Below are 13,027 nucleotides of genomic sequence, written 5' to 3' on the forward strand. Positions count from 1 at the left end.
AAAAAGTCAACTTCTACATCGCGTAGAAGTGGCTAACTTCACAGCGACCGACGGATCCGAACTGCCGCCACACCCGCCGCCCCGGCGAGCGCGAGGAGCCCTGCACCCCACCACACCTGCGGCTCAATAGTTCCGTTCCGTGTGAGGCCCATGACAGCAGTTTCGGCAGGTCCGCTCATGTAGGGCGAGCTGATCGTCGCCATGTTGTTGGGTCCCGCGAGCTGCGCCGAGCCCCAGACTCCGCCGGCAACGCCCGCGGCCGAGCGTCCCCGCAGGCCGGCGCCGCCTGAAAGACCCGTGATCTCCTCGAACGGGCTGGCTTTCGCGGATGGGGTTTCGGTGGTCGCTGCAGTACCTTCGGCCGCCGGTGCCGGGGATCCGGGGGCGGATCCGGCAGGCGCTGATCCAGCCGGGGAAGAGCCGCCGGTTCCGGCCGGGGATCCTGACCAGCTGCCCGACGGCGACGGGGTTCGCGACTGAGACGGCACTGAGGCTCCCGACTGCGACGGGGTTCCCGACTGCCATGGCGCTGGGGTTCCCGATGAGGACTGCGTGCCCGAGGGCTGTGTTTCGGACGGTTCAGGTGCTTCCGGAGAGCCTGATGGCCGGGCTGGCCGGGAGGGCGTCGCTGTTCCGGAAGAGGTCGGGGCTTCCGAAGAGGTCGGCGCGGGCGACGGCGCCGGCTCGGTGTGACCCGGATCGGACGGCGCCGGAGCGGCGTGACCCGGATCGGAGGGCGCCGGAGTGGCCTGCGTGGGCGTGGCCGAGGCAGTAATCGACGGGTCCGGCGTCGGGCTGGCTGTGAGGGTCACAGATGGAACCGGCGTCGGGACCAGCGGCGCTAGCGTCGGCGGCAGCGATTCAGAGGGCGACGGCTCGTCCGTTGGCGAGGGCCCGGCGGGGCCGGCTGCTCCGGCGTCCGACTTCCCGCCGTTCGACTTGCCTTCGCTCTTGCGGTGATTCGACAGGGCGGCAGCCGCCCAGGCATCGAGGCCGGCGGCGTCGACAGGCGCGCCGAGCCCCGTCCCGGCAGCACCGCCGGTCTGCTCCGAATCGCCCAGCAGGTTGGATGCGGGCAGCTCGGACGCAGCAGCGTTGGATGCAGGAACCCCTGCGGACAAGACCAGTACCGCTCCGAACGCTGCCGCTGCCGTGCCGCGCCGAAGACCCCCATGGAAACCAGTCAGCGAACGAAAACCATCGGACTTCTGATTGACCATAGTCATCGACCCTAGACACAATTTCGCGCTAGGGAAAACTTGCGGGCAGGCCAGCCAGAAGGTATCGCGGGCGGCGGGTAAGCTGCCTCCCGGCAGCCGTCCGGGAGGGCGGGGGCGCCTACGCCAGGAAGGCCGCGACCTGCTTTTTCGTGTCGGCCACCACAGCCGCCAGCCCGTTACCGGCCAGCCAGCCGCCGACCATCAGCAGTCCGTCCGTGCCGGCGCAGATCTGCCGGACTTCAGCAACCCGTTGCCGGTGCCCCACAGCGGCAAACGGCAGCGCTCCGGCCCAGCTGACAACGTCCCAGTCCACCAGCACCTCCCGTGTGACGGGCACCGTCAGCAGCGCTGACGCATCCTGCAAAGCCATGTCAAGCAACGCCTCATCCGATGCCGATTCCGGCCCCGGTGCGGCGGCAGCCGCAGCGGCTGACGCTCCCTCGCTGCGTCCGTAGGAGAGCCGCAGCACGTGCCTGCCGCGTCCGGCCGCCTCCGCCACCCAGTCCCATTTGCCGGTGGCATGGGTGAGGGCCTTCGCCCGGATTCCCTCCGTTTGCGGCGCCACCAGGATTCCCGTACCACGCGGACGACGGTCCAGCGCGGGGAGGTCAACAACGAGTGTCACAAGCTTGACCACAGGCCCGGGCCCGGGCCGATGCCCTGCCAGCGCCGGGACCGCTTCCCCGAGGAGCCGCACTGCGGACGGTCCGTCCAGGGCAACCACCAGGACGTCAGCCTTGTAGCTGTCCTCCCCCGCCGCTACCTCCCAGCCATGCGGGGTCCGTGCAACGGCGGTGGCCGACTTGCCCGGCAGCAGCTGCACACCGCGTGCCCGGAGGTCCGCCACGAGCTCTGTGACGAGGGTGTGCATGCCGCCCTTCAGGCCGGCGACGGCCGAGCCTGCCTTGGCAGGTTTGCCCTGCGTTGGGGAGCTCGGCGCTGGCGTGGTTTGCGATCCTGCCCCCTTGCGCTGGGCAGCCACGGCCGCAGCCAGCGAGCCGTGCCGGGTGATGCCCGCCCGGAGGCCCGGGGCCACCATATCGACGTCGAGCAGGCCCGGATCAGCCGAATGCACGCCGCCCACCACGGGTTCGACCAGCCGCTCGAGGACGCGTCGTCCCATCCGGGCCAGCACCAGTGCGGAAACGCTGGAAACCTCGGCGGTTGTCCCCACGGAGGCGGGCAGCAGCTTATCCAGCGAGGCGCGCAGGGAGCCGCCCAGGCCCAGCGAGCGGCGGACCTCCGGGTCCCATGGATTGGCCGGGATGCCCAGAACACCGGTCTTGGGAAGTTCACGGGGGCCGCCCGGCAGCTGCACCCAGGCGCCGCCGGGCCGCGGGGCAACAATATGCCCGCCCAGCCCCAGTTCAACGGCCAGGTCAGCCACGGCGGTGGAACGGGTGGCGAAGGACTCGGCCCCGCTGTCCAGGGTCAGCCCGGCCACGTCATGACGGCCGACGCAGCCGCCCCAGGCGTCGGCAGCTTCCAGCACCGTGGTGTTGATGCCAGCCCGGGCCAGTTCCCGGGCGGCCAGGAGCCCGGAAATGCCGCCGCCCACCACCAGCGCCGTGCGCCCGGCAGCCGGAGGACTGCCCGCAGCCACGGCCTCTACTCCGGAGAGATGGAGTGGATGAGTTCGACGACGCGAGTCAGGACGTCCGGGTCCGTTTCCGGCGGCACGCCATGGCCGAGGTTCAGCACGTGGCCGGGGGCCGCAGCACCCGATGCGATGACCTCGCGGACGTGCGCCTCAAGGACCTCCCACGGAGCGGACAGGAGTGCCGGATCGATGTTGCCCTGCAGCGGGACGGTGCCGCCCAGCCTGCGGTTGGCCTCGTCCAGCGGCAGCCGGTAGTCCACGCCGACGACGTCAACACCGACGTCGCGCATGGCCACCAGAAGCTCCGAGGTGCCGGTGCCGAAGTGAATCAGCGGGGCGCCCAGGTCGCGGACGTGGTCCAGGGCGCGGGACGAGGCTGCGGCGACGAAGCGGGTGTAGTCCGCCAGGCCGAGGGAGCCCGCCCACGAGTCAAACAGCTGGCCCGCGGAGGCGCCCGCCTCCAGCTGGGCGCGCAGGAACAGGCCGGAGGCATCCGCGGCCCAGTTTGCCAGCGCCGACCACGTCTCGGGGTCGGCGTGCATCATGGTGCGCGGGCCAAGGTGGTCCCGGGAGGGCCGGCCCTCCACCATGTAGGCGGCGAGTGTGAAAGGCGCGCCGGCGAAGCCGATGAGCGGGGTCTTGCCGAGCTGATCCACCGTCAGCCGGACGGCTTCCCGGATTGGTTCCAGCGACTCCTCAGTGAGGCGGGGCAATGCGGCGACGTCGGCGGCGGTCCGCACGGGCTTGTCCAGGACCGGCCCGACGCCTGGCACGATGTCAACGCCGACGCCGGCCAGCTTCAGGGGGATGACAATGTCGGAAAAGAAGATGCCCGCATCCACGTCGTGCCGGCGCACCGGCTGCAGGGTGATTTCCGAGGCCAGTTCGGGGCGCAGGCAGGAGTCCAGCATGGCGACGCCCTCACGGACCTTCAGGTATTCCGGCAGGGAACGCCCCGCCTGGCGCATGAACCACACCGGGCGGCGGCTTGGCTTGCCGCCGCGGTATGCCGTAATAAGCGGAGAGTCAGCAGTGCGTCCGTCGCGAAGCGGATGGCCTGCGTCGAGTCCGGTACCGGCGGGTGTTACAGCGCTAGAAGTCATGCCTTTGATTGTGCCCAAAATCGCCCCTAAAAGATAACGACAGCCTGTCATCCGCGGCAGTCCCACTATGGGGTGGCAGGAATCACAGGCCCTAGAAACCGGGTATCCGGATAAAGGGTTGTTCTACGCGCCTGCGAAAAAGCTATGATTGTCGTGCTGTGGTTCTTTTCTCATTGGTGGCTACACACGCCGACATCGACCTCGAAACCGTTGCTCAGCTAAGCAACGGTTCCTCTGGCATTGCCACGTCCGCCCTCGCCGGTTCGCCGGCGGTCAAGGGCGCAATCGTCCTTGCCACCTGCAACCGCTACGAAATCTACGGCGAGGCGCCGCACGCCGACGACGTCGAGGCCGCACGCGCCGCCCTGGTCGGCCAGATCAGCGATTCGAGCGGGCTCAGCGAGCAGCTGGTGTCCCGGTCATTCAGCACCCGCACCGGCCCCGAGGTCACCGAGCACCTCTTTGCCGTGAGCTCCGGACTCGACTCCGCCGTCGTAGGCGAACGTGAAATTGCCGGGCAGGTGCGGCGGGCCCTGATCACGGCCCAGCATGAGGGCACCGCCAGCGCCGGGCTGGTCCGCCTGTTCCAAGCCGCCTCCAAGACCGCCAAGGATGTCGGCGCGCAGACAGCCCTGGGCTCCCGCGGGCTGTCCATCGTCTCGGTGGCACTCGACCTCGCCACCGACCTTTCCGAAGAGACCGACTGGTCGAAGAAGAAGGTCGTGGTGTTCGGCACCGGTGCCTACGCCGGCGCCACCATGGCCCTGCTCCGCGACCGCGGCTGCCGTGACATCTCGGTGTTCTCGTCGTCAGGGCGCGCAGCCACCTTCGTGGCAACGCGCGGCGGGACCGCCCTCGACGGCGACACCCTGCACGCGGCCGTCGCCGCCGCCGACGTCATGATCGGCTGCAGCGGCTCGGACACGAGGGTGGAAGCCGCCGAGCTCGCCCAGGTCCGCGCCGGATCCGCCCAGCCGCTGATCGCCATCGATCTGGCACTCACACACGATTTTGATCCCGCGGTTGGAGAGCTCGACGGCGTGGAGCTGCTGACGCTGGAGTCCGTGCGGCTCGCAGCGCCCCAGGAGCAGGCGGAGTCACTCGCGCAGGCCAGCGGCATGGTTTCCGGCGCCGCCCGGGCGTTTGAACAGGAACGTGAAGCACGCTCGGTGGATTCGGCCATTGTGGCCCTCCGCCGCCACACCATGAACGTGCTCGACGCGGAAATGGAAAAGGTGCGCGCCCGCCACGGCTGCACCGCCGCCGCCGAAGAAGTGGAGTTTGCGCTGCGCCGCATGGTCAAGCAGTTGCTCCACGTCCCCACCGTGCGCGCCCGGGAGCTGGCGTCCAACGGCCAGCAGGACGACTACGTCGCTGCGCTGGAAACCCTGTATGGCATCACCGTGGAGCAGCCGGCTGCCGCGTCCAAGGCCGAGTGCCCTGTGGACCACAGCGGCGTCGCTGCGGGCAGCCTGTCGAATACCGGTCCCCTGCAGGGCTCCGATGATCTGCAGGACATCGACGCCCGCAGGAACTCCGCCTAACCTGCATATGTTCTGACAAACAGAACCCCACAAGCTTTCCATAGGTTCTCCGCGCAGCATTGAAGTTGCCCGTGAAAGCCATATTGGGGAGCCATCATGAATTTTTCTTCGCCGGCCTCTGCCGTGCCGCCCCTGAGCCGCCGGCAATTCGGACTTATCGTGGGCGGTGGAACGCTTCTGCTGGTAGGCGGTGGGACCTACGGCATCGTGTCCCGCAGCAAACCCGGCGGCGGAGCCGGACTCTCCACAACCTTCGGCACACTTTCCCTCGTCGACGCCGGACGCCTGGCCAGGCTTGATGCACAGGGGCAGCCTGCCGCCACGCCGCTCGCCTCGGCCGTATCGCAGGTCACGGACGGAACGCGCAGGGCCGCTGCAGCAGGCCAGCCCGGAATCCAGCGCGTTTCCAGCCGCCAGGGTGCCGCGGTGGACGATCACCACGGCGACCCCCTCCTGGACTTCGACTGGCCGCAGCCCGGAAACTTCACGTGGGGCGACGTCGTCGTGCTCGAAGTGGCACTCACCAATGTCCGGCCCGAGCCGGTCCTGTTCAGCCCGGGACAACTGCGCCTCAAGCTGCTGCCCTCCGGCATCACCGTAGCCCCGCAGGACGCCGACCGCGGCCCCGGCACAATTGCCGCCGGTGCCACCGAAAAGGTCTGGATCAGTTACTTGGCCCCGCACGATTCGGTCGCCATGGAAATCGAGTACACAGGGTTGGAGGACGATGCCCCGCTGGCCCTTGCGCTCCCGCTGCTGACGGTCGCCAAGGTAGCCTCATAAGCCGGCTGGACCTGCACATCAACGACGGATACCTTCCGATGGTGGACGGGACGCTCGTCTACCACCGGGGGTACGGCGACCGGCAGACTGCGGTCAAGGACCCCAAGCCCAGCCTTTTCGTGAGCCCCCGGGTGTTCCGGCGCAACGGTTCCGTCGTGGCAAGCCGGACCTATCCACTTGGCGCCGCGGTCCCGCCCAAGGGACGGCCGGCCCCGGCGGCCAGGGATCCGGCCAATCCGGGCCAGTTCCTCGTCCACCGCGCCCGCTGGGCCAGCTTCTTCCCCGACAGGACGCTCATCGCTGTGACCGGGAGCACCATCAGCATTCGGGTGACCAATCATCTGGCCCAGGACCACGCACTCCAGTTCCTGCATGCAGGCGCAGCAAACGCCCACGTCGGCACCGGCGCCATCAAACCGGGCCAGACCAAAACCATGACCTTCAAGGCGCCCGCGGAAGGCACCTACCTGTACTGCGACCCCGGGGCCGACCCGGCCGATCCGACAGCAGACCCGGTCCAGCGGACACTGGGCCTCTTCGGCGCCCTGCTGGTGGTCAATCCGGACTCGCCCTGGCGCGACGGCGCCCACGGGCCCGAATTTGAGCGCCAGTGGCTCTGGATCCTGCACAACGTCGACCCCGTCTGGGCCGGCATCGCCTCCCGGCAGGGCACAGTGGACCCGGACAAGACGCCGGTACAGCCCCGCTACTTTACCCTCAACGGACGCAGCGGCTTCCAGTCCTTGGCAGTTTCCACGGATGAGGCGCTCAACCGGACGCGGGAGGAGGACACGCTGATGTCCGGCTCAGCCCGGGACGTTGATGTCCGCAATTTCAGCCTGAGTGCTGCAGCCGGAACGGTCCGCACCGGCCAGTTCATGCGATTCATCGACGCCGGCGTGGTCCACCACCAGCTCCATTTCCACGGTAATCATCTCTGGACGGTGCGCCGCAACGGCGAGACGTTCCCCCGCGCACGGGGCAGGGTGGACGCCGACGGCCACGTAGTCCTCCAGCAGTGGGAGGACGTTGTCGAAATGCACCCGCTGGACCGGAAGGACCGCCGGTACATAAGGACTATCCCGTGACCAAGGGAGCACGGCGGGCGTTCGTCGACGGCCCGGAGTACGACGTTGACACCGAGACCATGCTGGTCCCGTATTCCTTGGACCCGCGCTGGCATGAACTCAACCACGCCGCCGGGCTCTCGGGCGACGACGCCGGCCTGGACAAGTTCGAGCCAAGCACTTCTACCTGCTCGGCGGCGAACTGGCTCCTGTGCCCACGGCAGAGGGCCCGATCCAACTGACGCGCATCAGGGCCCGCATGTCCGACGTGGGCACGGTCAAGCCCACGCTGCTGCGGCTGCTGAACGCCAACTATTTCCCGGTGAATGCCTATTTCACGGACGCCGCAGGGAAAAATGTCGCCATGGCGGAGCTGATCGCTCATGACGGCCGGCCGTTCCGGGACACTTCAAACCCCAATGCGCGGCATGGCCGATCTCGGCCACCGGCCCTATACGCCAGCCTCATCAACTTCGGCGCGGCGGAACGGTACGACATGCTCCTGCGCGCGCCGGCGGCCGGTGACTACAAGCTCACCGTCGACCTGCTGGACTGGATCACCGGCAAGGTCCTCCATACCCGGCAGATCCCGGTCATCGCGAGGTGACGTTGGCGGAAACCGCGGTGAGGAAGGCTGAGTCAGTAGACGGGCTTCTGCGGCTCCACGTCGCGCACCCAGGCGAGGATGCCGCCGTCGAGATGGCTGACGCGCTGGTAGCCAGCTTTCCGGGCGGCGGCCAGCACGGCAGCGGACCGCGTCCCGGCCTTGCAGTGGAACACGATGTCCTTGTCCTGCGGCAGCTCGCCCCACGCCTCGCCGGAGAGGATCCGCCCCTGCGGGATCAGCACGGAGCCGTCGATCCGGACAATGTCGTACTCCCCCGACTCACGCACGTCCACGAGGTCGAAGTCCTTCAGCCCGGCCTGCCGCGAGGCCAGCATCGTGGCCAGCTGCGTTGCCGTCACGGTATGCTCCGTGTCGGTTGTCTCCACCGGGGCGACGCCGCAGAAGGCCTCGTAGTCGGTGAGCTCCGTGATCCGCGGGGCATCCGGGTCCTTGGACACCCTGATCTCGCGCCAGCTGCCGCCCAGGGCGTCGTACAGCGCCACGCGGCCCAGCAGGGAACGCCCGACGCCGGTAATCAGTTTGACGGCCTCCGTCACCATCAGCGATCCGACGGCCGCGCACAGCATTCCGAACACGCCGCCCTCCCCGCACGACGGCACGGAACCGGCCGGCGGCGCCTCCGGATAGAGGTCCCGGTAGGTGGGGCCGTGCTGCTCCCAGAACACGCTGACCTGCCCGTCGAAGCGGAAGATGGACCCCCACACGTACGGCTTGCCGAGGATCGCGGCGGCGTCGTTCACCAGGTAGCGAGTGGCGAAGTTGTCGGCCCCGTCCAGGATGAGGTCGTAACCGGCGAAAAGCTCCAGGGCGTTGGAGGCATCCAGCCTGACGTCGTGCAGGCGGACCTCCACCAGCGGGTTCAGCTCGGCAATCGCGTCCCGGGCGGATTCGATCTTGGGCCGGCCCACGTCCCGCACACCGTGGATGATCTGCCGTTGCAGGTTGCTCAGGTCCACGGCGTCGTCGTCGATGATCCCGATGGTTCCCACCGCCGGCTGCGGCAAGGTAGAGCAGCGCCGGCGAGCCCAGGCCGCCCGCGCCGATGACCAGTACTCGCGCGTTCTTCAGCCGGCGTTGGCCGAGTGCGCCGATTTCGGGAATGATGAGGTGCCGGGAATACCGCTCCACCTCTTCGGTGGAGAGCCCGGCCGCGGGATCGACGAGGGGGCCCGGGAACGTGCGGACTGTATTTGCCGTGGACGGAGAAGCCATACTTCAATGTATGCCTGAAGATACCGCGCGGTCATATTACCCCCGGGTAAAGTGAAGTTAACTGCAAAGGAAAGAAGGCCAACAGTGGTTCATCATGCACCGGTTGATCGAACTCAGGCCGCGCAATCCAATGCCGGTCCGGTCCGCGCCTCCGGCCAGCGTTCTGCCAGGCTGCCGCGAGACGAGCGCCGGGCCCAGCTGCTGGCCGCAGCCCAGGAAGTTTTTGTCGCCAACGGATACCACGGCGCCGCGATGGACGAGATCGCGGAAACGGCCCACGTCAGCAAGCCTGTGCTCTACCAGCACTTCCCGTCGAAGCGTGAGCTGTACCTAGCCCTGCTCGACAGCCATCTCGAGGCACTGACCGAGCTCATGCTCGGAGCAATGAGCTCCACCACGGACAACAAGGAGCGCGTGCAGGCCGTCATGCGTGCCTATTTCCGTTTCATTGACAGCGACGACCAGGCACACCGGCTGGTGTTTGAATCCGACCTGATCAACGACGCCGATGTCAGCTCGCGCCTGGAGACGTTCAACAAGACCTTCGCCGACGCCATAGCGCGGATCATCGCCGAGGACACCAAGCTCCCCCTGCTGGAGGCCCAGCTGCTGGGACGTGGGCTTGCGGGCATGGCCCAGGTCAGCGCGCGCTACTGGCTCGAAACGGACGGGAACCTCGACCTCGATGTGGCCAGCGACCTGATTTACCGTTTAGCTTGGCGCGGAATCTCTCGCTTCCCTAAAGAGACCTAGACTACAACTGAAACTACCTTTGAAATTTCAACCTTGACTGGCTGGGAGGCCTTGCTGTGGAAGTAAAGATCGGCATTCAGAACGTCGGCCGTGAAATTGTGCTGGAATCGGCTCAGGATGCTGACGCTGTGGCGAAAGTGGTGGCCGAGGCCATCGCCAAGGGCAGCGAGCTGCGCCTGAACGACGAGAAGGGCCGCCAAATCATCATCCCGGCAAACGTCCTCGGCTACGTCGAAATCGGCGCAGAGGAAGTGCGCCGGGTCGGCTTCGGCGCACTGTAGGCCGAGCAGTGCTGTCCCTCGTGATCGTAGTCCTGGTAACTGCTGCTGCCGGGTTCATCGTCTGGGCCAACGACCGGCGCCACGCCAAGTACGGCATCCTCGTGCCGGCAGGCACCGCTGCTGCGGTGGGCATGCTCGCCTGGATCATCTGTATCTGGGCGGGGCTGGGCTACCAGCCGGGCCTGACGTGGCTGCCGTGGGTCCTTCCCATGGCGGCCGGGACGGCTGCTGCCCTGGCAGTGGCGGTCTACTTGGGCCGGGCGCGCGCCAGGCAGGACACCCAGCGGCTGACGGCAGCGCTGAAAATTTAGCCTCTGCAGGATCTGGCTGGCTCCACGCCCCCTGGACTTCAGTGACCACCACCCAAGCGGGTGCGTGGTCACTGTCCTTTAAGATGCTTCTGCATTCGTCAAGCCGTGACTCATACCTGGCGCGAGCTCTCTGCGCAGTTCCTTGTCTTGCCGAACAATCCCTAGTGGGGATGGCCATCATGCAGCGGCTCATTGGAGAACAGAGCCATGGGCGGATCAAAGTACGAGCGCAGGGACTCCGTCCCACAGCACTCCTCCCTGCGTGAGCGCATGAGGGCGGAACTCGAAGCCTTTGGCCCCTATGCAGTCCGCACAGACACACAGGGAATCGAGCCCGGCAGCATATCCCCACCCGTAAGGCGAGGTACAACCGGAGAGACGGTCATTGCAAGCTTCGCCATCGCGTCAGGACCGGGCGCCGGAGCCGACGCACCCGAGTGCCTGGCGACTTTCAAGCCCGACCGACCAAGCCCCTATCACGCCGCATTTCTCATCACAGCCCTTGCCAACGAGCTGACCGAGTTTGCCAGAAGCCGGTTGCTTTCAGGTCGGGGAAGCTTTCCGCTTTTGGTTTTCGCGTGTCATGAAACGTCCAGCATGTGTCCCAAGTCGGCCTGCTGGGTGGCCGGTGGCACAACATTGGCTCAATACATCAGCGGATGTACTGTGAGTCTATGCAGACTCTGACACACGCTCCGGTGCTGGCCCGGTTCGGTTACGCGGTCTCTGACCCGACGCGTGCCCGGGTCCTGCTGGCACTGGCCGATGCGCCAGCCTACCCTTCTGACCTTGCTGATGCCCTGGCGGTGTCGCGTCAGAGCATGTCCAACCATTTGACCTGTTTGCGGGGCTGCGGCCTGGTGGTGGCTGTCCCGGACGGCAGGCGGACGCGGTACGAGCTCGCCGACGCCCGGCTGGGTCACGCCATCCGGGATCTGATCGGAGTGGTGCTTGCCGTGGATCCGGCGTGCTGCGCCCCTGACGGGACGTGCCTGGCATGAGCGCGGTGCAGCTGTCACTGGCGCCAGCGCGGCGGGCGGTCCTGAACCACCGTATCCGCGTCTTCGCGGCGGCGACGATCACCTACAACGTGATTGAAGCCGCGGCGGCGCTGTGGGCGGGCGGCGTCGCGGACTCCTCCGCGCTTATTGGTTTCGGGCTGGACTCGGTAATCGAGGTCACCTCCGCCCTTGCTTTGTCATGGCAGTTCTCCTCCAAGGACCCTGAGCGGCGAGAACACCTCACCCTGCGGATCATCGCCCTGTCCTTCTTCGCGCTGGCGGCCTTCGTCTCCGTTGACGCCGTCCGGTCCCTGACCGGCGGCGGGGAGGCCAAGCACTCGACCCCCGGGATCGTGATCGCCGCGCTGAGCCTGGCCATCATGCCTGTTCTGTCCTGGCTGCAGCGCCGGGCGGGCCGTGAGCTGGGCTCAAAGACAGCTGTCGCTGATTCCAAACAGACGCTCCTCTGCACCTACCTCTCCGCCGTCCTGTTGATCGGCCTCGTCCTGAACAGCACGCTGGGCTGGTGGTGGGCGGACGCCGGCGCCGCCCTTGTGATCGCGGCGATCGCCGTCCGTGAGGGTGTCAACGCGTGGCGCGGGGACGTGTGCTGCACTGTCCCGCAGGCGGTGCCCGGTGAAGACCGCGAAGCATCGTCTGAGCCTGCCGCGGACGGCTGCTGCGACAGCTGCAAGGCATCAGAACCAGCGCCTGCAGCACAGGTACTGGGCCTGCCGCTGACCCGCCGGGAAAACTAAGGACCGTGTCCAGGACTCCTCGAAGGTCATCTGGTCTCCGACAAAGTGGTCTTGCTGACGGATCGCTACTCCGGCGGGGTGGCAACGTCCGGACCGCGGCCTTCCTCGGTGTGCAGGCAGAGCCGGTTCCCCTGGGCATCAGTGACCACCACCCAGTTGGGTGCGTGGTCACTGTTCATTAGCGCCCCGGTTGCCGCGGTCTTCTCCAGTACGGGTGCCGACTCGGCCTTGGAGCGGTGGATGTCGAGATGGAGGCGGTTGTCGTTCGGCGTCAGCGTCTCCTGGAACCAGAGGCCGGGACCGCGCCCGTAGGGGTCAACCAGGTCCCCGGACCGGCCCCTTCGGTAGCCGAGAGCTACGCGCCAGACCTCGGAAATTTCCGCCGCGTCAGCCGTGTCGATGCCGATGTCCACCGACCGGTACAGGCCGGGCTGGGCCTCGGCACCTGCCGCTGAGGCGGCGTCGCTGACGGAGGCGGCAGCGCGGACGTCCCGCGTGGACACCTCGCCGCCGACGTCGTGGGAGCTGAACCGGATGAACACCCGGTTATAGCGCCAGTCCAGGTCCGGATGGTGGTCCATGTCCTCTGCCACGCGCCCGACGGCGGCTATCAGCTCGAGCGCGACCGCCGCCGTCGGCGTCTTATAGACAGTGACAAGCCCGCCGAGGCGGTAGCGCCAGTCGGGCAGCCCGGCGAGCGCTTCGTCGATCTGGGGTCGGGTGAGAATGTCGTCCGTGGCGGCCACAACTGGCTCCTTAGCAGTAC

General features: G+C 67.4%; 14 protein-coding genes and 1 pseudogene. 10 read left to right on the forward strand and 5 right to left on the reverse strand.

The features are described from left to right. Positions 1-38 precede the first annotated feature (38 nt). The 3 genes from QFZ33_RS18065 to hemE form a co-directional block, all read right to left on the reverse strand. Positions 39-1,220, reverse strand: coding sequence for a hypothetical protein (locus QFZ33_RS18065; protein WP_307029687.1), 1,182 nt, complete (start codon positions 1,218-1,220; stop codon positions 39-41). Positions 1,221-1,338: 118 nt separating this feature from the next. Beyond that, a complete protein-coding gene (gene hemG / locus QFZ33_RS18070; RefSeq protein WP_307029689.1) occupies positions 1,339-2,823 on the reverse strand; it encodes a protoporphyrinogen oxidase in 1,485 nt (494 codons plus the stop codon). A 5-nt stretch (positions 2,824-2,828) separates the two neighbouring features. Next, positions 2,829-3,923 carry a uroporphyrinogen decarboxylase gene (hemE, locus tag QFZ33_RS18075; RefSeq protein ID WP_307029691.1) on the reverse strand — a complete coding sequence of 365 codons (1,095 nt, stop codon included), beginning with the start codon at positions 3,921-3,923 and terminating at the stop codon, positions 2,829-2,831. 158 nt (positions 3,924-4,081) lie between these two features. Here hemE and QFZ33_RS18080 point away from each other — a divergent pair, with 158 nt between their 5' ends. The 5 genes from QFZ33_RS18080 to QFZ33_RS18100 all read left to right on the forward strand — a co-directional run bounded on the left by QFZ33_RS18080 (position 4,082) and on the right by QFZ33_RS18100 (position 7,924). Next, entirely contained in the window at positions 4,082-5,467 is a 1,386-nt protein-coding gene (locus QFZ33_RS18080) for a glutamyl-tRNA reductase (protein ID WP_307029693.1), read from the forward strand. Between the two features lie 96 nt (positions 5,468-5,563). Beyond that, positions 5,564-6,250 (forward strand): hypothetical protein, encoded by a 687-nt coding sequence (locus QFZ33_RS18085; RefSeq protein ID WP_307029695.1) that lies wholly within the window; start codon positions 5,564-5,566, stop codon positions 6,248-6,250. 38 nt (positions 6,251-6,288) lie between these two features. After that, positions 6,289-7,338: a multicopper oxidase domain-containing protein gene (locus tag QFZ33_RS18090; RefSeq protein ID WP_307029697.1), complete on the forward strand. Its 1,050-nt coding sequence runs from the start codon at positions 6,289-6,291 to the stop codon at positions 7,336-7,338. Next, positions 7,335-7,559, forward strand: coding sequence for a hypothetical protein (locus tag QFZ33_RS18095; RefSeq protein WP_307029699.1), 225 nt, complete (start codon positions 7,335-7,337; stop codon positions 7,557-7,559). Before QFZ33_RS18090 ends, QFZ33_RS18095 begins: the two co-directional genes overlap by 4 nt. Further along, a complete protein-coding gene (locus tag QFZ33_RS18100) occupies positions 7,529-7,924 on the forward strand; it encodes a hypothetical protein (RefSeq protein ID WP_307029700.1) in 396 nt (131 codons plus the stop codon). The genes QFZ33_RS18095 and QFZ33_RS18100 overlap by 31 nt, the downstream gene beginning before the upstream one ends. A gap of 32 nt (positions 7,925-7,956) precedes the next feature. Here QFZ33_RS18100 and moeB read toward each other — a convergent pair. After that, positions 7,957-9,157, reverse strand: a pseudogene (gene moeB / locus QFZ33_RS18105) (molybdopterin-synthase adenylyltransferase MoeB). An 84-nt stretch (positions 9,158-9,241) separates the two neighbouring features. Between moeB and QFZ33_RS18110 the strand changes: the two are divergent. From QFZ33_RS18110 to QFZ33_RS18130, 5 genes are all read left to right on the forward strand, one after another. Further along, the gene (locus QFZ33_RS18110) at positions 9,242-9,910 is read left to right on the forward strand and encodes a TetR/AcrR family transcriptional regulator (protein WP_214853718.1); all 669 of its coding nucleotides are present in this window, start codon (positions 9,242-9,244) and stop codon (positions 9,908-9,910) included. A 56-nt stretch (positions 9,911-9,966) separates the two neighbouring features. Next, the gene (locus QFZ33_RS18115) at positions 9,967-10,191 is read left to right on the forward strand and encodes a DUF3107 domain-containing protein (protein ID WP_003805104.1); all 225 of its coding nucleotides are present in this window, start codon (positions 9,967-9,969) and stop codon (positions 10,189-10,191) included. Between the two features lie 8 nt (positions 10,192-10,199). After that, positions 10,200-10,502 (forward strand): hypothetical protein, encoded by a 303-nt coding sequence (locus QFZ33_RS18120; RefSeq protein ID WP_307029703.1) that lies wholly within the window; start codon positions 10,200-10,202, stop codon positions 10,500-10,502. Between the two features lie 674 nt (positions 10,503-11,176). Beyond that, entirely contained in the window at positions 11,177-11,503 is a 327-nt protein-coding gene (locus tag QFZ33_RS18125; protein ID WP_307029705.1) for an ArsR/SmtB family transcription factor, read from the forward strand. Next, positions 11,500-12,261, forward strand: a complete 762-nt coding sequence (locus tag QFZ33_RS18130) for a cation transporter (RefSeq protein ID WP_307029706.1) — start codon at positions 11,500-11,502, stop codon at positions 12,259-12,261. The genes QFZ33_RS18125 and QFZ33_RS18130 overlap by 4 nt, the downstream gene beginning before the upstream one ends. A 65-nt stretch (positions 12,262-12,326) precedes the next feature. Here QFZ33_RS18130 and QFZ33_RS18135 read toward each other — a convergent pair whose 3' ends face one another. Beyond that, on the reverse strand, positions 12,327-13,007 hold the full coding sequence (locus QFZ33_RS18135; RefSeq protein WP_307029708.1) for a 4a-hydroxytetrahydrobiopterin dehydratase: 681 nt from the start codon (positions 13,005-13,007) through the stop codon (positions 12,327-12,329). Between the last annotated feature and the right edge of the window lie 20 nt (positions 13,008-13,027).

Origin of the sequence: Arthrobacter globiformis, from assembly GCF_030815865.1 — a bacterium.
In the GTDB taxonomy this organism is placed as follows: domain Bacteria; phylum Actinomycetota; class Actinomycetes; order Actinomycetales; family Micrococcaceae; genus Arthrobacter; species Arthrobacter globiformis_B.

What these genes read in the sequence shown, in the direction of transcription:
- hemE (WP_307029691.1), bottom strand. Translation starts at nt 3,923, where the DNA reads ATGACTTCTAGCGCTGTAACACCCGCCGGTACCGGACTCGACGCAGGC.
- QFZ33_RS18090 (WP_307029697.1), top strand. Translation starts at nt 6,289, where the DNA reads ATGGTGGACGGGACGCTCGTCTACCACCGGGGGTACGGCGACCGGCAG.
- QFZ33_RS18125 (WP_307029705.1), top strand. Translation starts at nt 11,177, where the DNA reads ATGCAGACTCTGACACACGCTCCGGTGCTGGCCCGGTTCGGTTACGCG.
- QFZ33_RS18085 (WP_307029695.1), top strand. Translation starts at nt 5,564, where the DNA reads ATGAATTTTTCTTCGCCGGCCTCTGCCGTGCCGCCCCTGAGCCGCCGG.
- QFZ33_RS18130 (WP_307029706.1), top strand. Translation starts at nt 11,500, where the DNA reads ATGAGCGCGGTGCAGCTGTCACTGGCGCCAGCGCGGCGGGCGGTCCTG.
- QFZ33_RS18065 (WP_307029687.1), bottom strand. Translation starts at nt 1,220, where the DNA reads ATGGTCAATCAGAAGTCCGATGGTTTTCGTTCGCTGACTGGTTTCCAT.